Origin of the sequence: Treponema sp. JC4 (assembly GCF_000260795.1) — a bacterium.
Lineage (GTDB): Bacteria > Spirochaetota > Spirochaetia > Treponematales > Treponemataceae > Treponema_D.
In genome coordinates this window covers 1-23,709 of sequence record NZ_AJGU01000021.1, presented here as the reverse complement: position 1 = coordinate 23,709, position 23,709 = coordinate 1, and the positions used below count along the sequence as shown (strand labels likewise).

Genomic DNA, 23,709 nt, shown 5'->3' with positions numbered 1-23,709 from the left:
TGAGAGGTTCTTTGTATGAAAAAAATTCGCGCAAAACTTTTGTTGAGTTATGCCTTCGTTGTAATTTTTTCAGTTCTTTTGATTTCTATCCCGGTACTGGTTACCCAGATTAAAGGAATCCAGGAAGATATTACAAAATTAGCCAATACACAGCTTCAGCAGGCTTCAGTTTCTATTGATTCTTTTTTGCAGAAACCTGGTGTAATTGTCCGCGACACTGCAGGTCTTTTCCTTCGCACGACAAGCAGCGTTGAACACCAGCAGCAGGAACTTAATGAACTTATTAAAGATGATCCTTCTATTTATTGTCTTTATTTTGCAGATACAGTGCCAATGGATCAGGGCGGTTCCTTTATTTCCAGTGACGGCTGGATTCCAGATAATGATTATGATAAATCAACCCGCGACTGGTATGCTGCTGCCGTAAAAGCAAGTGCCCTTATTTTGACTGACCCATATGTTGATGAAACAACAGGTTCTCTGGTAACAACAGTTGCAATGGCCGCAAGAGAAGGTGGATTCTTAAAAGGCGTTGTCGGAATTGATATCATGCTGGACACAATGAATGAAGTTGTTCAGAAGCTTCGTCTTTCTAAGGGTGGCCTTTCCTTTATTATTGATAAGAACGGTGATTATCTTACAAATGAAGATGCTTCAAAAATCCTTACTGCAAACTTCTTCAATGATTATCCTGCTCTGAAAAGCTGTAAATCTGAACTTGGTTCAACCTTTGTTGATCTGAAGGCTGGCGGCGGATATTATCTTGCAGGTTCACCTATTGAAAAATCTAACGGCTGGATTTTTGTTACAGTAGGAAAATCTTCTGAACTCTTTGAAATGTTAAAAAAGACAATCTTTATCATTACAACAATGGCTATAGTCGGAGTTGTTGTTTCACTTTTGATTGCCTTTGTCCTTGCTACCGGAATTGTTCGTCCTATTAAAACTGTAGATAAGACTGTAAACCAGATTGCTTCTGGAAATGCCGATTTGACCCAGCGTCTTCCTGTAGACAGTAATGATGAAATCGGAAGCCTTGAAACCGGCTTTAATAAATTTGTTGAAAAGCTTCAGGAAATCATCAGCCAGATTCAGTGTTCAAAAGAAAATCTTAATGATGTTCAGGAAAGCCTTGGAGCCAGCGTTCATGACGCATCAAGTTCCATTACAGAAATTCTTTCTAATATAGAAAGCGTTGGAAATCAGGTAGGAAGCCAGGTTAACGCTGTAAGCCAGACTTCCGCTGCGGTTGCCGAGATTGCAGAAAATATCAACAGTCTTGAGCGCATGATTGAACAGCAGGCAAGCGGAGTTTCGGTTGCAAGTTCTGCCGTTGAAGAAATGATTGGAAATATTTCTTCTGTAAATGCTTCTGTAGAAAAAATGGCAGAATCTTTTGAAAAGCTTGAAGAAAATTCACGAAACGGAATTGAGCAGCAGCAGTTTGTAAACCGTCAGGTTTCTGAAGTTTCAGAGCAGTCTAAAACCCTGCAGGACGCTAACCATGCTATTGCCAGCATTGCAAGCCAGACCAACCTCCTTGCCATGAATGCCGCAATTGAAGCAGCCCACGCCGGCGAGGCAGGTAAGGGATTTGCGGTTGTTGCTGACGAAATCCGCAAGCTGAGCGAGACTTCTTCCGAGCAGTCAAAGAAGATTGGTGCCGAGCTGCATAAGATTGTAGAGACCATTAATGGCGTTGTTGAAGCTTCTGCTAAAACTTCGGAAAGTTTTGCCCAGGTAAGTGAACTTATTGCCGCTACCGACGAACTTGTCCGCCAGATTCGTTCTGCAATGGAAGAGCAGCAGACCGGTTCTAAGCAGATTCTTGATTCTATCAAGATTATGAACGACAACACCTTTGAAGTTAAAACAGCATCCCACGAAATGAAAGAGGGTAATCAGATGATTCTGAGCGAAGTTCAGAACCTTCAGAATACAACTCTTGTTATTAAGGAAAGCATGCAGGAAATGTCTGCCGGTGCAAAGAGTATGAATCAGACCTCTGCCGCCCTTTCAGAAATTTCAACTCAGGTTGCCGATTCAATTACAAAGATTGGTCAGGAGATAGATTTGTTTAAAGCATAAGATATTTATAAGCCTATTATTATTTGGCTTTTCAATTGTTTTATCTGTTTATATAGGCTATACTTATCGCAGATTTGATAAGTATAGCCTTTATTTTTTCAGGAGGGTTTATGAAAAAATTATTGTTTATTTTTGCAGGATTTGCCTTGCTTTTTACAGCCTGTAACATGGCAATCCCGGAATCCGTAAGTGTAAAAACCGACGCAGATTATAATTTCTCGATCGGGGATATTAAGAAGGAGTTAAAGGACGATTTTAAGGTTAGTAAACTTTTCGATAATCTGGCAGATGTTTACGATTATTTTCCAGGAAAGAAAGATGAAAACCTTCGTCAGTTTATTTTGACAGTTGATGTAGCTTCAATTGATTTACAATTGGATGGCTATGATTTTTCACTTTTAAAAGGACTTACGCTGGCAGATGCTTTATCCCAGTTAAACATAACTATACCATTGAGTTTTGATAATGAAGCTAATCCAACAGAAATTGAGATGAAAGTAAGTACAATTTTTGATTCTTTTAAGGTTTTGGGTGAGGAATTCAAAGATAAAGTTAATTTTGCAGACTTGGCTGTTTATATGTACTGTGATGTTCCTTCAGGTGTAGAAACTGATGCTAGTCCATTAAACGGTAGTATTAAAATTGAAAATGCTGATAACAATCAGTGGCTTATTGGAAAAAGTAAAACTGAAAAGTATGCAATGAAATTTGCTAGTTTTCCTAATTTAGCAAAGGAACAAATAGACGATGAAGAAGTTGTTGTAACTGATATTTCGGCAAAACCTAGCAGTATAAATGATTCAACAAATATGACTTCATTTATAAATAATAATAAGACTAATACTTCAGAAAAGCAGAATCTTACATATTACATTGATATTGATGCTGATAAGCTTACATGTACTGGAGATCCGATTACAAAATTAGACATTAAAATGTGTCTGGTTCTTCCTCTAAAATTTGCAATTGCTTCATCTGATGGTTTACCTCTAAAAATTGACTTAAAAAGTCTTTCTAAAGGTATTGCAGATAAATCAGAATCGGAACTATCTGACAAAGATAAGGATATTTTCAGCCGCGATAAGGCTACAGATATTTCTGATATTGAAAAATATCTTGATGCTATTGAGAAGGTAGTCATTAGTTATAAGACCAGAAAAAATCCTTTTATTGTTGAGAATTCTGTCATTGCTGATCCAAGCAGATATGTAATAAAAAGTACAGTGCCTTATATTTCAGAAACTGCGTCTATAACTCAAGATTCAGTTGATGTAACTGGTGAACAATTAAAGGGTATGCTTGAAAAGTATCCATATGAGCCAACTGTTGCATTGGAAATTGAAAATATGTCCAGTGTTACCCTTCCTCGTGACATTACTATTGATCTGAATATGGCACTTATGATTTCCACAAACGGAAATACTATCAAATTTTAAGGAGAGGCAGATATGAAAAAATTTTATTCTTTTGTTTTAGCAATTTCTATGCTGGCAGCTTCTGCCTTTGCTTATAACTGGTTCGATAAACGTTATTTTGAACTTGCAATCGAAACACCATTTGGACTTTCTAACAACACAGTGCAGATGAGCGATGTTCTTAAAAAGGATCTCGTTATTGATCTTCGCCAGCTTGCAGATCGTGTTCCAGATAATGGATTTGATATGAGTTTTTATACAAATCCTACTTTCAGCTTAAACCTTGATGCAAGAAAATTTCAGGTTTCTTTGAAAACTGGTGTAGAAAGCTCTGCAACTGCAGGTTTTTCAAAAGACTTGTTTGACTATATCGGTCATGGAAATTCCCTCTACGAAACAATTTCAATTTCTCAGAAAGCAAATCTTGATGTATTTGTTTATGAAGAAATTGCAGTAGGATTTAAAATCAAAGATTTTAAGATTGTTGCTAAACCATGTTTCTTTATTCCAGTAGTTCACGCAGGTTCTTCAAATGGTACTCTTACTATGAAAAACCTTGAAGACGGAACTTTTGATGTAAATTATTCAAGTGATATTGAGATTTACAGTGCCGTTGACACAAACGACAAATTTAAGGGGCTTAAGGCTGGTCTTGGTTTTGACTTTGCCGCTGCTGTTTCTTATCCTCTTTTTGATTTCTTGGAGCTTACAGGAAATGCCAGAGTTCCAATCGTTCCTGGTACTTTGAATTACAAGACTGTCCGCACTACAACCCTCAGCTTTAATACTTCAGTAGATAGAATTATCAACGGTGATAAAGGAACTCATGATTTTGATTCAAAAGCTTCTGATACAGAGACTGTTTCATACAAAATCAACCGACCTTTAAAATTTGGACTTTCTGCTGATTTTACTCCTTTTGGAAAATGGCTCTGGTTCAGAGGTGGAGCAGGAATGGGCTTCCGTCATCCATTTACAGATGATAAAGATTCTTTTGAATTCTTCCCAGAATACTACCTTGGTGCAACTTTAGATGTTTTCAACATCTTAAAGACAACTATTTCAAGCCAGTATTATGAGCAGCTTTTCATCCATCAGGTAGAAGTTTCTCTTAACGTTCGACTCCTTGAACTTTCCGTTGGAATTAATGCTCAGGCATCAGACTTTGTACGCAGCTGTTCCGGCGGCGGTGTCGGTGCTCTTGTAGCAGTTAAATTAGGTTATTAGTTTTCATTGCCGGGCTTGACCCGGCTTTTTTTTAATCCCACTTAATAAATTTACTCCTATTAAATTCCTTAAACTAATGACATTTTGCTTTTTTTATGTCAAAATGAGTTTAAAGTTTTTAATAAGAGGCTCTACATGTTCAAAATTATCGAAAAACGTCAGTTGTCTCAGGACGTAAATTACATGAAAATCGAAGCTCCCGAGATTGCACGTAACAGAAAAGCCGGACAGTTTGTAATTGTTCAGGTTGAAGAAGAATTCGGTGAGCGAATTCCTCTTACAATTGCAGATGCAAATGCTAAAGAAGGCTGGATTGCCTTAGTTTTCCAGGCTGTTGGAAAAACTTCTTATCTTCTTTCCCTCAAAAATGTTGGTGACGAACTTCCTGCTGTACTTGGTCCACTTGGAAATCCTTCTATTATTGAAAAGAAAGACGGTCCTGTTATGATTGTTGGCGGCGGTTTTGGTGTTGCCCCTTGTTATCCAATCGTTCAGGCTCACAAAGAAGCCGGAAATAAAGTAATTATGGTAATTTGTGCCCGCAATAAAGACCTTTTGATTTTTGTTGATGAAATGAAGGCTATTGCTGATGAAGTTATCATCATGACAGATGATGGTTCTGCCGGCCGCCAGGGTGTATCTACAGTTCCTGTAAAAGAAGCTTGCGAAAGCCAGACTCCTCCAGCAGAAGTAATCGCAATCGGACCTCCAATTATGATGAAGTTCGTTTCCCTTACAACTAAAGAATACAACGTTCCAACAACAGTTTCTTTGAACACAATCATGATTGACGGAACTGGTATGTGCGGCGGCTGTCGTGTAAGCGTTGGCGGTCAGACAAAGTTTGTTTGTGTAGACGGTCCAGAGTTTGATGCTCACCAGGTTGACTGGGATAATATGGCGCTCCGTATGAAGTCTTTCAAGGCTCGCGAGCAGGAAGATTATCACAAGTGTAAGATGATGGCTCAGGCTGACGCACTTGCAAAGTAAAAATCATTTTGGAGACAAAAATGGCTGAACATTTGACAAACGAACAATTGGCAGAAAATGCCGTAAAAGAATATAACAAAATCAAGGAACTGCTTGCTGCTAACGGCGGTAAACTTACTGCAAAAGACCGCAATGCAATTCCTCAGATGGAAATGCCTTCACGCGATCCTAAAAAACGTGCCCGCGAAATGGGTGAAGTTGCTCTTGGTTACACAAAGGAAATGGCAGTTGTAGAAGCTAACCGCTGTCTTCAGTGTGCTAAGCCTTTCTGTATGGAAGGATGTCCTGTAAACATCAATATTCCTGCTTTCATTAAGGAAATTGCTGCAGAAAACTTCAAGGGCGCTGTTGATATCATCAAGCAGACAAGCCTTCTTCCTGCAATCTGTGGACGTGTTTGTCCTCAGGAAAAACAGTGTCAGGGTAAATGTACTGTAGGTAAAGTTTACAAGAGCGCAGAAAAAGCTGTTTCAATCGGTCGTCTTGAACGCTTTGTTGCTGACTGGGAACGCGAAAACGGTAAGGTTGCTCTTCCAGAATGTGCAAAAGCTACCGGCAAGAAAGTTGCTATCATCGGTGCCGGTCCTGCAGGTCTTACAGTTGCTGCTGACTGTGCCCGCGCTGGTCACGAAGTTACAGTATTTGAAGCCTTTCACAAAGCCGGCGGTGTAATGATGTACGGTATTCCTGAATTCCGTCTTCCAAAAGCAATCGTTCAGTCAGAAATCGACAATCTTAAGAAAATCGGCGTAAAATTCGAATTGAACTTCCTTGTTGGCCGTACAAATACTCTGGAACAGATTCTTACAGAAAAAGGCTTTGACGCTGCTTTCGTAGGAACAGGTGCAGGTCTTCCAAAATTCCTCAACATTCCTGGCGAAAACTTGATTGGTGTATTCTCTGCTAACGAATATCTTACACGCGCTAACCTTATGAAGGGTTACGATAAAGAACACGCTGCGACACCAGTTTACGAAGCAAAACACGTAGTTGTTTGTGGTGCCGGAAACGTTGCAATGGATGCTGCCCGCATGGCTCTCCGCCTTGGTGCAGAAACTGTTGATGTTGTTTACCGCCGTACACGCAACGAAATGCCAGCTCGTCTTGAAGAAATTGCTCACGCAGAAGAAGAAGGAATTAAGTTCCGCTTCCTTGAAAACCCTGTAGAAGTTCTTGGAAACGAAGAAGGAAAGGTTCGCGGAGTACGCTGTCTTTCTTACGAGCTTGGTGAACCGGATGCTTCTGGCCGCCGTTCTCCTGTCGCAATTCCAGGCAGTGAACACGACGTTGAATGTGATGCTATGATTGTTGCCCTTGGTAACGGTTCAAACCCACTTCTTGTAAAAACAACACCTGGTTTGAATGCAGATAACAAAGGTCACATCACTGTTGATGAAAAACAGGCAACTTCCCACACTAAAGTTTGGGCTGGTGGAGACATCGTTCTTGGTGCCGCTACTGTAATCCTAGCGATGGGCGAAGGACGACAAGCAGCTGCTGCAATCAACGAATATTTAGCAAAATAAATCTAATAGAAAAAGGTTTAGGGCTATGCTCTAAACCTTTTTTTTATTTAACCGATAATTAATTATCATGCTACGTAATAATCAGAATAACAAATCAAAAAATAACAAGAAAAAACAGGCTAACCTTTTTGGTGCTGCCTGCGTGGCGCTTGCCCTTTTAATAATCCTTATTGCTTTCCTTGTAAAAAAAGATCAGATATCAAATAACCTTAAAGAAACCGCATTTTTTGACCGAGTTTTTGGAAATACTCCTACTTTTATCAGCGAACAGGAGGGAAAGCCTAAGCCTTCTGTAACAAAAGACGGCGACGCTGTTATCTTGAATCTTAAAGGTGAAGGAAATCCTGAAGGCGGAGACGGCTCTGCAGAAGAGCAGACTAAAGCTGAAAGCCAAAATTACGATTCAAAAATTACGATAAATGAACTTAAGGGCGAGGAGGAGAATCCAGACTATAACCGCCCTGCTGTAGAAGAAGATTTAACTGCACAGGAAGAAACAAAAAGAGAAGAGCTTTTAAAGAAGCCTGAGCAGCCTGCAAAAACTGAAAACAAACCGACCCCTGCTCCAAAGCCTGTAACAAAAACAGAACTTCAGCTTTGTTTTACAGTTATTGATGCAGACGGATCTGTTGTCCGCAAAATGATTAAACGTTCAGTTCCAAAAAATGATTCTCCGCTAACGACAGCAATTAATCTGTTGCTTGCAGGACCTGATTACTCTAATGCTGCAGAAAGAAACCTTACAAGTTTTATTCCAAAAGGAACAAAACTGCTTGGTGCTCGCGTAAGTAACGGCGTTGCCTACCTGAATTTCAGTGATAATTTTGAGTTTAATCAGGAAGGTACAGTAGGTCAGATTAATCAGCTTATGCAGATTGTCTACACAGCTACTAACTTTTCAACAGTCAGCAGCGTGCAGTTCCTTATTAACGGGCAGAAAAAACAATTCCTTGGTGAAGAAGGGATTAGAATAGATTCACCACTAAATAAAAACAGCTTCTAAAATTGAAAGACAAAAAAAAGCGGGTCCCAGCGACGGCGTAAATCAAGGTATCACCCCCTCGCGGGTCCCCCCTTAATTTCCGCCTGCGTCCCACTTTTTTTTGTAATTAGTTCTTATAAGATTTTACTATTTTTTCAAAATACCCCTGATTTGCTTTGTAGGCGTTCTCGTAAGTTGCAATTGAAAAATAATCAAGGTTTTTATTTTTTTCATTCTTACAAAGAAGTTTTGTGTTATAAATCATGCGGTTTGAGTTTGTCTGGGCAGTCTTAGACACAATTTTAATTTTATCTGTATTAATAAAATATTCTGTGGCACTGAACACTGTATAAGAATCTTTGGCACTCAAAAGCAGTTTTCTGATGATAAAGCAGTTATTTTTATCAGCATCTTCATAAAAAGACGGAATTGCAGAAAGGGCAATTAAAGAATCCTCGTTCAAAGTCCAGAAGTTTTCCAGCTGCTGATTCCAGTTTTTATCCAGAGTAAGACGCTGATTCTGGAAAGCTGCATTAAGAGTCTTTGCCTTGCTGTATGCCTTTACTTTCTTTTCATCTGCATTTTCAACTGCTTCAAAGCCTTTAAAATCTTCAAAAGTCGGGTCATTTGTGTCTTTTATCTGACCAATAGTTATACAGGCAAAAACTTTCTGACCGTTTGTATCTTCAATCGAACGGATATTGAAAAGCGGTACAACGCAGTCGTAAACAACTTTTACGTTTCCGCCAAACTGAACAAAATCAGAAAAGAAGCTTTCTTCTTCCTGATTCTGGAAATTGATAACAGGACGGTGGCTTCTGCGTGAAGAAAATTCATACAGTAAATCGTGAAGGTAGTTTACAATCTGGGCATCATCACTTGCAGGATCAGGACTGATGCTTGTAAGAATACGTTCCCCTGTCATATCCCAGTGGTCAGCCTCTGGATTTACAGAGATAAGAAGATTGATTTCTTTTTCCGGCAAAAACTTTGTTTCATCTTTTGGGGCATAATAGCGTACCTGAAAGGTTTCATCATCATAATAAAGGATTCCCACGTAACTTACGCGTTCAAAAGATTTATCCTGATAGTAAACAAATTCACCGGAGGTATCTGGGATATATGATTCAAAAACAGGCATTGAAAAAAGACCTGCACATAAAATAAAGGTAAAAAATGAAGATAATAATTTTTTCATAAGTGATCCTTACAAATGTAAAACTGGCGCTAAGGAGTGTTTTTGCCTCACACTACACTCCTTAGCGCCAGTTTTACATAATAGAATAAATTTTAAAAATTATTTAATTTTGCCAATTCTTCCTTTACATAGTCAGCGGCCTTTTTAGCGGCTTCTGTTGCAGGTACCATTTCTGCGGCTTCTGCTGTACGAATCTTAAATTCAACGTTAGGAAGGTTCTTGTCACCAACAATAATGCGAACAGGGTAACCGATAAGTTCAGAGTCTGTGAACTTAACACCAGGTCGTTCGTTGCGGTCGTCAAGAAGAACTTCTACGCCGGCTTTTGTAAGCTCGTCGTAAAGTTTGTCTGCAACTTCCTGCATTTGACCCTTGTACTGAATAGGGATGATTGCAACCTGATATGGAGCAACGCTCATTGGCCAGCAGATACCTTTATCATCATTATGACCTTCGATGATACTTGCAAGAGTACGGTCAACACCAATTCCGTAACAACCCATAAGAGGTGTAACAGGTTTTCCGTTTTCTGCAAGGTAGGTTACGTTCATTGATTTTGTATATTTTGTTCCAAGCTTAAAGATATGTCCAAGCTCATTACCTTTCTTCATGTAGAAAGTTCCGCCACAGTCAGGACATTTGTCGCCTTCTTTACAGGTACGAACATCTGCAGTCATGAATGGAGTAAAATCGCGGCCTGGTTCTACGTGTGTAATATGGTAACCTGCTTTTCCGGCACCTGTAATACAGTCGTGCATATCAACAGTAGATTTATCTGCAATTACAGGGATTTTGATTCCAACAGGACCAACAAATCCGTGTGGAGCACCTGAATATTTAAGAACATCTTCATCGCTTGCAAGTTCTGCACCGCTGGCTTTAAGTTCAGCAGCAAGTTTTGCCTCGTTTACTTCAAGGTCACCGCGGATAATTACGCAGACAAAGCTTTCAGGGATATAAGTCTGTCCGCCTTCTGTAACTGTTTCTGCATTCTTGTAGAATTCGTGTTTTGTAAGGCCAACAGCGCTGTTGTAAACCTTGTAAACAAGAGATTTCAAGAAAGTTGTAGGCTTTGCGTTGAAGAATTTTTCCATGTCTTCGATGCTGAAAACGTTTGGAGTAGCAACTTCTTCATATGGAAGGTCTGTTTTTACCTGAGGCTTTCCTTCGTTATTCAAAGGAGCTTCTGTTGCGCAGGCAGCTTTTTCTACGTTTGCTGCATAATCGCAGTTAGGACACAAAAGCAAAGTATCATCACCAACAGGGCTTTCTACCATGAACTCTTCTGAACCAGAACCACCCATAGAACCTGTGTCAGCTTTTACGCTGATTGTGTTAAGTCCCATACGTTTGAAAATGCGGCGGTAAGCGGCTGCTACATTGTCGTAAGATGCATTCAAATCTTTTTCATCTTTATCAAAAGAGTAAGCGTCCATCATAGTGAATTCACGGCCACGCATTACACCATAGCGAGGGCGGATTTCATCACGATATTTTGTATTAATCTGATAAAGTGTAAATGGAAGCTGTTTGTAAGAAGAAAGTCCGTCACGAACAACGGCTGTAAAAGCTTCCTCGGCTGTTGGAGAAACAACCATATCCTGACCCTGACGGTTCTGAGCAGTAAGCATTTCTCCACTCATTTTATCCCAGCGGCCAGATTCACGCCATAAATCGCCTGGCTGAATTACTGTAGGTTTAATTTCCAAAAGACCAGCATTATCAAGTTCTTCGCGGATAATTTTCTGAACCTTCATTAAAGAACGGTAGCCGAGCGGCATATAAACATAAAGACCGTTTCCAAGTTTTCTGATAAGACCAGAGCGCATCATAAGCTGATGGCTTGCAATAACTGCGTCATTTGGAGCTTCGCGCAGTGTCGAGATTATAGTTCTACTTGCTTTCATAATAATTATTTTAATGAAAACAAGCGACTTTTACAATAAATGAGATTTTTTGGGAAAATACGGTTTTTCGCTTACTTCTTCAAAACACACACAATCTTTTCAGAATCAGCAGTGAGCGGATTCATTTTGTAGTCTGCGTAGAAATTAAATGAAGAAAAACCTAATTCCTTTGCAAATTTCTGGAAAGATTCAAGGCTGATAGGAGTAATAGGCTCATCTTTTACTTCATCAATAATTTTTCCATTGGAAGTTTCAACCTGTTGATTCAAAAGGTAAGTTACATTTTCCTTATCCTTTGTAATCCAGGAATGCAGGCTTGCTCTGGAAGAAGTTTTCTTTGGAAGGTGTATTTCGTCTTTAGAAAAGTCAAATTTTGTAAAATTAATCAAATCAAAAATCAGATAGCCGCCGTCTGTAAGCATTGCCTTTGCGTCCATCATAAGTTTTGAAATGTAGATTTTGTCGCGCATAAAAACAACGCGGTAATCACCAAAATAGATAATATTATAGAAGTTTTTACCAAGGTAGCGGCCAATGTCCTGTGGAAAAAGGTTGAAGGCCTTAATTTTTGGTTCTGTATTTGCTGTTTTAATTTTAATTAAATCAATGAATTCTTTAAAAGAGTCTGTGGCAGTAACATCAAAATTGTGCATCAGAAGTTCCTGGGCAAGTAAAGCCGTGCCACATTCAAGGCTTACAAATTTGGCAGGAGAAGTAAATTCCTTGCCTAGTTTTTGAAAAAAATCAATCTGCGAGTCTGCAATCGGAAAGAGTTCACCGTAATTTTCAAGCCATTTTTTTATATAAATCATACGTTAACAATTATAAACCAATTTATAGTAAATTCAATATATAAAAAGGTGTTATTAGTTAAAAAAGGTGTGATTAATTAATTTTCCAGCGATTATTTTCTTTATAAAAGCGTTTAGCATTAACTTCAAGAAGTCGGCCGTCTTCGCCAATCATTTTTACCATTGAAGTAAGAGGGTTTACTTCGGAAATTTTAAAATCAGTTCCGTCGTAGAAAATTCTTACTCCTTCGTTAGGCAGTTTTCGGCGTGCTTCGTTGTACCAGTCGTATTCATAAGAAAGGCAGCACAAAAGGCGTCCGCACTGACCGGAAATCTTCATGGAATTAAGCGAAAGATTCTGGTCCTTTGCCATTTTGATTGAAACCGGTCGAAGTTTATCAGAAACACCGTGGCAGCAGAAAGGACGACCGCAGATTCCAAGTCCGCCTGTAATTCGGGACTCGTCGCGTACACCAATCTGGCGGAGTTCAATTCTCATTTTGAAAATTGAAACAAGGTCTTTTACAAGTTCGCGGAAGTCTACGCGGTTATCAGAGCTGAAGAAGAAAAGGGCCTTAGATTCTTCTGTTAAAAAGTGAACTTCAACCAGCTTCATTTCAAGCTTGTGAGCGGCAACTTTTTCCTTAAAAATAGGGAAGGCATCTTTTTCCTTCTGTTTGAGTTCTGCGCGTTTTTCTAAATCTTTTTCGTTTGCCTTGCGTTCAACAGTTACAATATCAGACTGCTTGATTCCCATTGGTTTTTTTGCAATTCCAAGTACGCGGGCCATATCCTTACCGTAGCGGGTAGGAATAATAGCAAAATCACCAGCCTTAAGATTGATTTTTTCCGGAACCTTTGCGTAAACGGTTTCGCAGGAATAATCCAGCTTAAGGTTATATAGGGGAGTATCTATTGTTAATTCGGAAGTATCAGAAATCCCCTCATCATCTTCAAGTTCAGAAAGGTTTTCTGTCTGATCGTCTATATCACTTTCAAAAATATCACTCATTTTTTACCAACTTTAATGTGTAGAATTATAGCATTTAGGAGCGGAGCAAGTCGACAACTAAACCCTTGATTTCATTGACTTGGGCAAGAATTTTCAGGTTATTCATCTGGGTGCTCAGCATATCACGTGTCAGGTTATCAAGTTTTTCATTGATTACATTGATCTGAACTTTCGGGTCTTTAGGATGTGCCGGCAGTGAATAGTTTGAAAAAAAGTTTGTCGGAGAAACAATCTGCATTCGGCGGGGCTTGCGGGCATTCACTTCAAAGTTATTATCTACAATATACTTAATGAATTGCCCTACGGCTTCCTTAAAATTTTCAAGATTTTCTTTTGAAAGTTCTTCTGAAAGGGCGTTTCCTGCATTGTCTACGCGGTCTCGCAAAAAGATAACCGCTTCATCAATGTTCATTGTCTGAATTTCAGCAGGCAGTCCGTTTGGAGAAGAAGTTTCCTCCGCTTTTGTGCCCTTCATAAAATCTGTGAACTTTGAGCCCTTTGTTTTTTCAGCTTTTTCTGCCTTTTGATTTTTCAGCGCCTGATTCTGGGAGTTCTGAACTCCGGCATAGTAAAAATTACTTCCTAAAGAATCAATTTCTGCCATTAAAGCGCTGCCTTTTGTTTAATTGCCTTAGACTGGAGGAATTCTGAAGAAAGGCGTGTGTATTCTTCATCATCTTTTACTGCGATACAGTTTCCGTGGAAGAGGGCGTTATCATCAATCTGAACTTTGTGAGTAACAATGTCTCCGACAACTGCGGCTTTTGAAAGGAGTTTTACGCTTTCGTTGGCAAAAACATCACCAAGGATGATTCCACCTACAATGATTGCCTTTGCATTTACATTTCCGCGAATTCTTGCGTTTTCACCGATAATGATGTTTCCGTCTGTATCAAGGTTACCGTCAATATCGCCGTCTACGCGGACAAAGCCGTTAACTTTTATGTTTCCCTGAATTGCCGAACCGCCACCAATGATTGTGTTGATTGAAATGTCGTCAATTTTGAATGCCATAAAAGCCTACTTCTGAAGATTTATGTTGATGTATTTTGCAGGATCTACTACATCAGAACCGATGTGAACTTCATAGTGAAGGTGAGGACCAGTAGAAATACCTGTGTTACCGATGTTTCCGATAATCTGTCCCTGGTCAACAAGCTGGCCGCGCTTTACTCTGAATGAGCTTAAGTGTGCGTAACGTGTATAAATACCGTGGTTATGTTTGATGATTACAAAGTTACCAAAACTGTTATCAAAACCTACAGTTACAACCTGACCGCTGGCAGTTGCCATTACAGGGTCACCTGAACGCCAGGTAGAAAAGTCCATACCCTTGTGAATGTACCAGTTTCCGTTAAGCGGGTGAACGTTAGGACCGAAAGGCATTGAAACGTGAACGTTAGGATTCTTTACAGGGTTGATACTAGGAATTTCTGTAAAAAGGTTCTGCTGGGTTTTAAGCATCTTACCAACCTGCTCGATTGGTTCAATTGAGTTTTCAAGGTAAGAAGTAAGTTCACGGATATCAGCAAGTTCGCGGGTTGTTCCTTTTGCAATTTCTGTAGAATTAAACATTGATGAAAGGTCGCTTGAAGAAATTGTAGAATTGTTTGTGTTTTCACCCTGAGAGATTCCTAAAAGTGAAAGACTCTGTGAGAGTGAAGTCTGGAATCGTTTTGCTGCCTGGAAAAGGTTGGCATTTTCATCACGAAGTTCATCAAGGCTGGCAAGGGTTGCGCGGTTCTGTTCTGTAAGGCTGTTAATCTGCATGTTTGCAGAAATTGAATGATGATTGAAATAGAAGAAAGAAACAAGGATTCCGATAAAAAGCAAAAGTCCGAATAAAAGGGCGAATACATTAGTCTGAAAATTCAGGACTTTGCTCTGTGAGTGAGGAACAATCATTATTGTTAATTTGCTGTCAAAAATACGAAAAAGTTTAACAAAGGCAGAGCCGATTGAACGGAAGGCAGAAGAGAAATTCTGCGCAAGGTTCGAGACAGCCCGCTTTTCCATCTTTTTCATGGCTTTTTGTGTTTTAGGCAATATTAGACCTCATTATCTTCAATAATAAATCACAAAATTATAGCATTCTGCATTTATAAATTCTACTGTTTAATTATCGGAAGGATTTACGTTGACGAGTAGAAAAACCTGTGTTATCTTTATATAAATAATTAAAAAAGAAGCGTTAAAAAAAACTTTTTCGCTCTTCTCATCACAATTTTTCTAGGAAGAAAGCCATGAATTTTTTTGATACTCACGCTCACATCGGGCTTATATACGATGATCCTATTGAACAATTACGTGTAATTCAGCAGGCAAAGCAGGCTGGAGTAACCCGCATTATAAGCATTAATAACTCTCTTATGGATTTTCAGAAGGTTTATGCTACCCTCAAGTCTGTAAGTGGAATTTATCACGCTGTTGGTGTAGCTCCGTCTGAAGTTACAAATCCTGGTCCGGACTGGATTAACACAATCGAAAAGTCTCTTTCCCTGCCAAATGTAGTTGCAGTTGGTGAAACTGGTTTGGACTACTACAAGCAGTTTGGTGATAAGAGAAGTCAGATTGAGCTTTTTATTACCCAGCTTGAAATTGCTCAGAAATACAACAAGCCTGTAATTATTCATAACCGTGATGCAGGAAAAGATATTTATGATGTTTTGACAGAGCGTCTGCCTGATGCCGGTGCTATTTTCCACTGCTATTCGGAAGATGCCGCTTATGCAAAAAAAATGTCTTGATATGAACGTATGGTTCAGTTTTGCAGGTAACCTTACTTACCGCAATGCAAGAAACCTTCACGAGACAGTTTTGAACATCCCGGTTGACCGCATTTTGATTGAAACTGAAAGTCCATTTATGATTCCTGCTGAATTCCGCGAGAAAAAGCGCACAAAGCCAAATATGCTGCCTTCTACAGCCCGCTTCCTTGCAGAAATGCTGGATATGGATCTGGAAGAACTCAGCGTTCAGCTCTGGAAGAACAGCTGTAAGGCTTTCAATCTGCCTACAGAATAACAGGAGACCTGGGTGGGACTGTATCATCCTGTACGCATTAAAAACATTGAACTCAAAGGAAATCTCTTTCTTGCGCCGGTTGCCGGTTACAGCGACATGGCCTTCCGTTCTGTCTGCATAGAAAACGGGGCCTGTTTTACCTATACCGAAATGGTAAGTGCCGAAGCCCTGGTGCGAAAGAACCTTAAAACAGAGATTTTGATGCGCCGCGCCTACAACGAAGATGTCTATTCCGTGCAGATTTTCGGGCCGGAGCCGGACATTATGAATGCGGCCGCTCACATCGTTCTTGAAAAAACAAACTGCGAATGTATTGATATAAACTGCGGCTGCCCGGTGCCTAAAATCGTAAAGACAGGTGCCGGTTCCGCTTTAACACGTGACCCTGACAGGCTCTATAAAGTTGCCAAGGCTGTAGTAGACGCTGCCGGCGACCGCGCTGTTACCGTAAAAATCCGCTCTGGCTGGGAAAAATTCCAGATTACCTGGAAGGAAGCGGCTCAGGCGGCACTGGAAGCAGGGGCAAGTGCAATTACAATTCATCCGAGAACTCGCGCTCAGGGCTACGAAGGTCATTCTGACTGGAGCATAATGAAAGCCCTGGTAGAATACGTGGGCGAGTGGAATAAGGCCCATTCAGACCGCATTCCGGTGCCTGTTTTCGGTTCGGGAGACCTTTTTAAGCCGGAAGATGCAAAAAAAATGCTGGAAGAAACCGGCGCTGATGCGGTTATGTTTGCCCGCGGCGCAATGGGAAATCCTTTTATTTTCAGGGACGCTACCAGCCTTCTTCAGACAGGAAGTTATGAACCTGTTCCGCCGGATGTCCGCATAAAAACAGGCTTTGCCGAGCTTGAACGCCTTGTTAAAGATACAGAAGAAAAACACGCCTGCATGGAAATGCGAAAGCGTTTTGCCGCTTATTCAAAAGGCATTCACAACGGCGCAGCCCTTCGCCTTCAGATTGTTCACGCAAGTACGGTTGAAGATTACAAAAAGATTTTCCAGCCTGTTTTACAGTCTTTTGAAAAGGAAAATTCGCAAAATGGCCAATTATAAAGTAGAATAAAAGCAAAATCTTTAGTATTTTTGTACTATAAGGATATTTTGAGTTTATTGGGGAAATTTAGGGAATGAGTTTAATTGGAACATTTATTGATATATTTGATTCAATTTTCAGACGTTCTTCACCGGAAGTTCAGCGAAAGCAGCTTTTAAAAAAGATGGACGTTGAAATTCAGGGCTTTTCCCCAATGATCTGTAAATCAGGCTTTTTGCAGCCGAATTTTGGAGAGGCAGTTTTTACCCTTTATAAAAACAGTGCAGTTCTTGACCGTCTTTTTATAGAAACAGTCAGCACAAATGATTTGCCTCGCCGCCACCGTTTTGAAGCCCAGTTAGTAATCACAGGATATAATGCAGAAGATCAGGAAATAGTTTCGGAACTTCAGTTTCAGAACCGTAAGGATGATGTCCTTGCAGAGTTTAATAATGCTGAGCGAATTTATATTCATCAGCGCCATCTTCTTGATAAAATCTTAAAAGACCTTAATTCAGAACAGTTCAAAAAAATTGACCACGATATTCTTATCCTTCGTCAGCTGGTAGATTTGTGTCACTATAATTACATACCTTTTATGCAGCTTTTTGACAGTAATTTTGTTCCGGCAGACAGCACTTATACTCCTTCTTATACAGAAGTGGATGTAGGAAAAGCAATAAACCTTCTGGAAGATTTGTATTATCAGCTTTACGGTCTGAATATGTCCAATTCTACTGGAGCTGCAGTTCTTGCCCTTTATAGACTCCGCAAAGGGGCTGATCTTGAGCCGGCAGAAAAAAATGCTATTCTTGGAAATCTAAAAAAAATAAATTACATCATAAAGCAGGTTATTCAGCCTGAAAAACTTAAGGCAATTATCCGCTATTTTAGGGCTGACCCGAATTACGAACCTGCCGTTGCCCAGTATACTGGTTCTCCCCGCCAGGAATTTGCTGCTATGCTGCAGTCAAAATTTGATTCTGACGAGCAGCGCATTAAATCTGAAATTCAGGATGAAAAGCTTACTCAGGAAATTCAGACTCTCTTCCCCGAAACAGGACTGGAAAGTGTTCAGGGTTACAATCAGAATTCCAGCGAAAAACTTCAGGCAGAAACACCTTTGTCTTTCCAGTGGATTCTGCCTATCAGAGTTCTTAAGACCTTTGAAAAACAGTACATTTCCGATGGGGTTAAAGCCCTGCTTGATGATGTTGTAATTGAAGGCTTTTTTAATAACTCAACCTATAAAACTTCTTTTTCTCAGATTGTTTATGCGGCAATTAATGCAGATCAGGATTTTTATGCCTTTGAAAATTCCTTTTCTATGAATGAAAAGAACAGTATTGCAGTTATGGAAGGCTACATAAAAGACAGTAGAAAAGATAAATCCTTCTACAGCCGTCTTGAAAAAATGGTTATCACTGTAAATAATGAAGCTCATGACTTGCTGCAGACTCATGTAACGAACCTCTGGAATCTTCACCGGGAGCTGGCAGAGCTTCTTGCAGATGCAAAAAAGCCTTCAAGCGAAATTATTCAGAATTTAAAGGTTTTACTTATGTCTTCCCGTAACAAAGACAGAACAAATTTGTTAGATTATCAGTTCCAAAATTGGAAAATATTTTTTGAGATAATGAAAAACTATGTTATTATTAATACTAGTGATGTAAAAAATGAGCAGAAGAAGTAAAGTCAGCGATATCATTAGTGAAGAAAAAAACAAAATTTCCTCTTTAGAAAACAAGACTGATGCTCTTGATTTGTCACTTCAGTATGAAAAGAAGATTTATGACCTTGAGCAGATGCTCGATATTGCTAAATCCTTCTGCCAGAATCTTGATTTTGATAACCTTCTTGAATCTATTGTTTATATCTGTATGGCTCAGATGCACGTTCTGGGTGCTGAAATTTTTGTACGCGATTTAATTACCAACGAAAATTACGTACTCGAAACTGCTAAAGATCTTTTTGACGACAACGACAAACCTTCTATTCCGGTTTCATCACCAATCACTAAAAAGCTTCTGGACGTTCAGATGCCTATTACTTTTGATGAACTTAAGCTTTTGATTGAAGATCAGAAAACGCTTGAAACTTTGAAGGCTCTTTCTCCAACTCTTATTGTTCCTCTTATTCAGAAGACTCACTTGAACGGCCTTTTGATTTTGCAGGAAAGAATTGCAATTGAAGACGATGTTTCCTACACCGAATATGAGCAGAATCAGATTATGTCGATTGCAAGTCTTGCGTCGGTGGCAATTAACAATGCGGCTCTTATCGAGCAGTCATCAACAGATATGATGACTCACCTGAAACTGAAATTCTACTTTTTTAATATTCTTTCTGAAGCAATTGATCAGGCCTTTTTGCAGAATGAAAATATCGGCGTTCTGATGTTCGATATCGACTTCTTTAAGAACTTTAATGATACCTACGGTCATGAATGCGGCGATTACGTTCTTGTTGAAGTTGCAAATATTATCAGAAAAAGCCTGCGCGAAAGTGATACAGCCAGCCGCTATGGTGGAGAAGAGTTTACAGTTCTTCTTCCAAATACAAAGACTGAAGAAGCAATTCTTGTTGCAGAACGAATCAGGGCTGCAATCGATACTCACGATTTTATTTATAATAACCTGCATCTCCATGTAACAATTTCCTGCGGTGTTTCAGTTTTTGATGCAAGTGACAATCTTGTTAATTCACCTAATGAATTTGTTAATCAGGCTGATCAGGCGCTTTATATTTCTAAAAGTAAAGGCCGAAACCGCGTAACTCTTTACAGAAAGTCTGAAAATTCACGATAATAGGCAAATGGGAAAAATCTTTTTTAGACAGCCGTTCAGATACGAATATAAACATCGCGTAATCTTTATTATCCTTTTAAATTTTGCAGTTTACGGAATTGCACAGCTTTACAGAGAACTTGCACAGTACATTTATATTTACGGCCCTATGAATCCGGTGGCAGTTTACAAATATCATATGTACTGGCAGTTTGTGACTTATATGTTTGTGCACGATTATTCAAGCATACGTCATATTCTTTTTAATATGCTGGGTCTTCTGGTTTTTGGACTGCAGCTGGAAAAAGCAATTGGCAGCAAGGAATTTGTTCTTTTTTATTTACTGTGCGGAATTCTCAGCTGTGTCTTTTCTTTTGCAGTTTATTATTTTACCGGACAGTACAGTGTGCGTCTTTTGGGAGCCAGTGGCGCTGTGTATGCGGTTTTGTTCGCCTATGCAGTTTTCTTTCCCCGCTCGGTAATTTTTATCTGGGGATTAATTCCGGTTCCTGCACCCGTGCTGGTTTTAATTTATGCCGCAATTGAATTTTTCAGTCAGTTTAATCCAGCTTCGGGTGTAGCCCATATGACTCATCTTTTTGGATTTTTTGCAGCCTGGCTTTATTTTGTAATCAGAATGGGAATCCATCCTCTTAAAATCTGGCGGGACACTTACAGATGAAATTAAAGATGCGCTTCCTGAAAAGAATTTTCTTTTTCGCGTTGCTGGCCCTTCAGTTTTCACTTTTGCTGGCACAAAGTCCTATAAATCTGAGGACAATAAGGTTTGCGGTCTGGGCAGAACTTGATGCCTATCCGGGACTTTATGAAAAAAGTGATGACATGCTTTCTTACACAAGAACAAGAATAAAAAATCTGAGTGAATTTCTGATGGAAGGAATGGTTAACGGCTGGAAGTTTGTTTACACTCCCTCGGATAAACTTAGAGGGGTAGAAGAGTATCTGGAAATTCTTCCGGAAGTTCCTTTTACCGAACATGATAAAGCAAAACTCCGCTATTCAGATCAGTTTTTTGAAGAAAATAAGGTAACTGTCTGGTGCGAATATGACCGTTCTGATTATCAGATTCAAAATTATAAGCTATGGAGTGGAATTCAAAATCCTGTGATTAAGGGGCGGGGGCTTGGAAAGATTTCCGATGGTTTTGAAGGGATTGAAACTGCCGCAAGGAATGCATTAAAAGAAGCTGTCCGTGCGCGATACCGTGCAGAAATCAAAAATAAGCCGAAAGAAATTTCCGGCTCTGTCTTAATCCGCAATCCTCCTCTTGTGGGAATTACGGAAGGTCAATATGCGATATTTCTTGATTTTTTCCTAGAACGCGATAGAATTATTAAGTATACAACGTACTAAAATACGTAGTTAGCATTTAACAACAATTCAACTATTATTGAGGAGTTTTGCATGAAAAAATTATTATTAGTTCTTACAACGTTGTTTTTGGTAGCTGGTTCTGTTTTTGCTGATCAGGAAACAGATGAAATCTTTGAAAATATGTCTGCTGAAGAACGATATGAAGAGCAGAAAACAAAAACAATAAAGATTGTTCCTGAAAATCAGCATACTGTAGATAAGAATGCAAAAGTTGAACTTGAATTCAATCCTATGTATGACGAAGTTCGTGTAACTTATACAACAAGCTTTGCATCATATGATCAGGGTGAAGCAATGAATACTGTTCTTGCAGTTCTCCAGGATTTCCAGAAAGAGCATGGATATACAAAATATAAATATCTTCAGTCTCCAAAGGAAAGTTCTTACATCGATAAGAATGCTAAACCAAAAAGAAAATACACAGTTTATTTCTGTTATGTTCAGATGGTTGAAAAAAGCAATATGAAGACTGTAAAAGGCGGAGCAAAAGATAACACTGCTTCTGAAGAATAATAAACTTCTTCTACCTATTCAGTTTTTATGTGAAATATTGTAGAATAAAACCGATAGTCGAAAGGCTGTCGGTTTTATTTTTTAACAGGATCTAAAAAATGGATATCAAAAACATCATCAAAAATCTTCATCCGCTTGAAATTAAAGTTTTGCTCAAATATACGAGCAAGGATGAACTTACTTCAGAAAAACTCCAGAAGGAACTGGATTATAAAGAAGGTCACGCTAACCAGGCATTCAGCTGGCTGGGTGGAAAAGAGCTTCTTAAGGAAATCCGCCGTACTCCTCACACATATTACGAAATCACAGACTTGGGTAAGGCTCTTGCAAAAACAGGAACTGTTGAAGAGCGCATGGTAAATTACCTCCGCGACAACGGCGCTCACGCTTTGCCGGAAATTGCCGCTGCCCTTGCAATTGAAAATAAAGACATTGGTTCTGCATTCGGTCCGCTTTCTAAGGAAGGCGTTCTTAAGATGAATGCTGAAAAGAAGGCTGAATACACTGGCGCTGAGCTTCCTGCCCGCGTAGTAAAGGCTTCTGCAATTATTAAGAAGGGTGCTGCCGCTGCTGACGGAATCTTAAACAAGGATGATTTGAGCGCTGACGAAGTTGAAGTAATTTCAACTCTGGCTAAAAAACGTGGTGCCGGCGATTCTCCTTTCAAGATGATTGAACGCGAAACTGTAACTTACAAGCTTACAGAAGCATTTGCCAAGGTTACAGACGAACTTAAAAAGGCTGGAATTACAGGTAACGAAATTGGTGAAATCACACCAAAAATGCTTGCTACCGGCGACTGGAAAAACGGTACTTTCCGTGGTTACAACATTGCAGTTCCTCCTGCTCGTATTATTCCTGGACGCACAAACCCTTATGTTCAGTTCCTTGAATCTGTAAAAGACAAGCTCTGTTCTTTGGGATTTGAAGAGTTTGACGGTCCGCTTGTAGAAACTGAATTCTGGAACGGCGATGCTTTGTTCATGCCTCAGTTCCACGCTGCCCGCGATATTCACGATGTTTACCGCATTAAAAATCCTACTCACGCAAAATTTATTGAAGAACCATATTTGAGCAACGTTAAGGCTGCCCACGAAACAGGTGGAAATACTGGAAGCCGCGGCTGGAACTATTCTTTTGATAACGAGTTTACCCGCCGCCTGATTTTGCGCTCTCAGGGAACTGTTTTGTCTGCTCATCAGCTGCACAAGGCAACAATTCCTGGAAAATACTTTGGTATTGCCCGCTGTTTCCGCTACGACAAGGTAGACGCAACTCACCTTTCTGACTTCTACCAGACAGAAGGTATTATCGTTGGAAAGGATGCAAACCTGCGCAATCTTCTTGGTATGCTTAAGATGTTCGCTACAGAAATTGCCGGTGCAACAGAAGTAAAATACGTTCCTGGCTACTTCCCGTTCACAGAGCCTTCTATTGAAGTTCATATCAAACACCCGGTTTTGGGCTGGTTCGAACTTGGTGGTTCGGGAATCTTCCGTCCAGAAGTAACCCGCGCTATGGGAATTGATGTTCCGGTTCTTGCCTGGGGTATTGGTATTGACCGCATGGCTTTGATGGCATTGGGATTGAATGACTTGAGACAGCTTTTCTGTGAAGATATAGAACAAGTTAGATTGAGAAAAGCTAAGTTCTAACAAGTTAATGACTCGCCCGATTAATCGGGCTCGCGTGCCTTTCTATCGATGAACCTAAACAAACCCTTTCGGCTTTGTTTTTAACGGTTCTTCGATTATCGGCATCTGTGAAGATATAGAACAGGTTAGATTGCGTAAAGCTAAGTTCTAACAAATAAAAA

20 protein-coding genes and 1 pseudogene are annotated in these 23,709 nt (G+C 39.7%); 14 read left to right on the top strand and 7 right to left on the bottom strand.

Going from position 1 to position 23,709, the window contains the following annotated elements; genetic code table 11:
• The first annotated feature begins 15 nt into the window (after positions 1–15).
• The 6 genes from MSI_RS09010 (at position 16) to MSI_RS14035 (ending at position 8,249) form a co-directional block, all read left to right on the top strand.
• Positions 16–2,088, top strand: a complete 2,073-nt coding sequence (locus tag MSI_RS09010) for a methyl-accepting chemotaxis protein (RefSeq protein WP_009106016.1) — start codon at positions 16–18, stop codon at positions 2,086–2,088.
• Positions 2,089–2,198: 110 nt separating this feature from the next.
• The gene (locus MSI_RS09005; RefSeq protein WP_009106014.1) at positions 2,199–3,524 is read left to right on the top strand and encodes a hypothetical protein; all 1,326 of its coding nucleotides are present in this window, start codon (positions 2,199–2,201) and stop codon (positions 3,522–3,524) included.
• 12 nt (positions 3,525–3,536) lie between these two features.
• Positions 3,537–4,730 carry a hypothetical protein gene (locus tag MSI_RS09000; protein WP_009106012.1) on the top strand — a complete coding sequence of 398 codons (1,194 nt, stop codon included), beginning with the start codon at positions 3,537–3,539 and terminating at the stop codon, positions 4,728–4,730.
• Positions 4,731–4,865: 135 nt separating this feature from the next.
• The gene (locus tag MSI_RS08995) at positions 4,866–5,720 is read left to right on the top strand and encodes a sulfide/dihydroorotate dehydrogenase-like FAD/NAD-binding protein (RefSeq protein WP_009106010.1); all 855 of its coding nucleotides are present in this window, start codon (positions 4,866–4,868) and stop codon (positions 5,718–5,720) included.
• A 20-nt stretch (positions 5,721–5,740) separates the two neighbouring features.
• A complete protein-coding gene (gene gltA, locus MSI_RS08990) occupies positions 5,741–7,246 on the top strand; it encodes an NADPH-dependent glutamate synthase (RefSeq protein ID WP_009106008.1) in 1,506 nt (501 codons plus the stop codon).
• A gap of 67 nt (positions 7,247–7,313) precedes the next feature.
• Positions 7,314–8,249 carry a GerMN domain-containing protein gene (locus tag MSI_RS14035; protein ID WP_009106005.1) on the top strand — a complete coding sequence of 312 codons (936 nt, stop codon included), beginning with the start codon at positions 7,314–7,316 and terminating at the stop codon, positions 8,247–8,249.
• A gap of 106 nt (positions 8,250–8,355) precedes the next feature.
• Here MSI_RS14035 and MSI_RS08980 read toward each other — a convergent pair whose 3' ends face one another.
• The 7 genes from MSI_RS08980 to MSI_RS08950 form a co-directional block, all read right to left on the bottom strand.
• A complete protein-coding gene (locus MSI_RS08980) occupies positions 8,356–9,426 on the bottom strand; it encodes a hypothetical protein (protein WP_009106003.1) in 1,071 nt (356 codons plus the stop codon).
• A 92-nt stretch (positions 9,427–9,518) separates the two neighbouring features.
• Positions 9,519–11,333, bottom strand: a complete 1,815-nt coding sequence (locus MSI_RS08975) for a proline--tRNA ligase (protein WP_009106000.1) — start codon at positions 11,331–11,333, stop codon at positions 9,519–9,521.
• Between the two features lie 71 nt (positions 11,334–11,404).
• Positions 11,405–12,145 (bottom strand): hypothetical protein, encoded by a 741-nt coding sequence (locus MSI_RS08970; RefSeq protein WP_009105998.1) that lies wholly within the window; start codon positions 12,143–12,145, stop codon positions 11,405–11,407.
• A 73-nt stretch (positions 12,146–12,218) separates the two neighbouring features.
• Entirely contained in the window at positions 12,219–13,136 is a 918-nt protein-coding gene (locus MSI_RS08965; protein ID WP_009105996.1) for a regulatory iron-sulfur-containing complex subunit RicT, read from the bottom strand.
• Between the two features lie 34 nt (positions 13,137–13,170).
• Entirely contained in the window at positions 13,171–13,740 is a 570-nt protein-coding gene (locus MSI_RS08960) for a YaaR family protein (RefSeq protein WP_009105994.1), read from the bottom strand.
• Entirely contained in the window at positions 13,740–14,150 is a 411-nt protein-coding gene (locus MSI_RS08955; RefSeq protein WP_009105992.1) for a polymer-forming cytoskeletal protein, read from the bottom strand. Before MSI_RS08955 ends, MSI_RS08960 begins: the two co-directional genes overlap by 1 nt.
• Before the next feature lie 6 nt (positions 14,151–14,156).
• On the bottom strand, positions 14,157–15,182 hold the full coding sequence (locus MSI_RS08950) for a M23 family metallopeptidase (RefSeq protein ID WP_009105990.1): 1,026 nt from the start codon (positions 15,180–15,182) through the stop codon (positions 14,157–14,159).
• Between the two features lie 197 nt (positions 15,183–15,379).
• On the opposite strand from MSI_RS08950, the pseudogene MSI_RS08945 reads away from it, so the two are divergent.
• From MSI_RS08945 to MSI_RS08910, 8 genes and pseudogenes are all read left to right on the top strand, one after another.
• Positions 15,380–16,160: pseudogene (locus tag MSI_RS08945) on the top strand (TatD family hydrolase).
• Between the two features lie 12 nt (positions 16,161–16,172).
• Positions 16,173–17,219 (top strand): tRNA dihydrouridine synthase DusB, encoded by a 1,047-nt coding sequence (gene dusB / locus MSI_RS08940; RefSeq protein ID WP_009105984.1) that lies wholly within the window; start codon positions 16,173–16,175, stop codon positions 17,217–17,219.
• A gap of 74 nt (positions 17,220–17,293) precedes the next feature.
• Positions 17,294–18,892, top strand: a complete 1,599-nt coding sequence (locus MSI_RS08935; protein ID WP_009105983.1) for a DUF5312 family protein — start codon at positions 17,294–17,296, stop codon at positions 18,890–18,892.
• The gene (gene dgcA, locus MSI_RS08930; protein WP_009105982.1) at positions 18,876–20,006 is read left to right on the top strand and encodes a diguanylate cyclase DgcA; all 1,131 of its coding nucleotides are present in this window, start codon (positions 18,876–18,878) and stop codon (positions 20,004–20,006) included. Before MSI_RS08935 ends, dgcA begins: the two co-directional genes overlap by 17 nt.
• A gap of 7 nt (positions 20,007–20,013) precedes the next feature.
• Positions 20,014–20,667, top strand: a complete 654-nt coding sequence (locus MSI_RS08925; protein ID WP_009105981.1) for a rhomboid family intramembrane serine protease — start codon at positions 20,014–20,016, stop codon at positions 20,665–20,667.
• Complete coding sequence (locus tag MSI_RS08920) at positions 20,664–21,359, top strand: hypothetical protein (RefSeq protein ID WP_009105980.1); 696 nt, start codon at positions 20,664–20,666, stop codon at positions 21,357–21,359. The genes MSI_RS08925 and MSI_RS08920 overlap by 4 nt, the downstream gene beginning before the upstream one ends.
• A gap of 51 nt (positions 21,360–21,410) precedes the next feature.
• The gene (locus tag MSI_RS08915) at positions 21,411–21,893 is read left to right on the top strand and encodes a hypothetical protein (RefSeq protein ID WP_009105979.1); all 483 of its coding nucleotides are present in this window, start codon (positions 21,411–21,413) and stop codon (positions 21,891–21,893) included.
• A gap of 98 nt (positions 21,894–21,991) precedes the next feature.
• Positions 21,992–23,548, top strand: coding sequence for a phenylalanine--tRNA ligase subunit alpha (locus tag MSI_RS08910; RefSeq protein ID WP_009105978.1), 1,557 nt, complete (start codon positions 21,992–21,994; stop codon positions 23,546–23,548).
• The last annotated feature ends 161 nt before the right edge of the window (positions 23,549–23,709 follow it).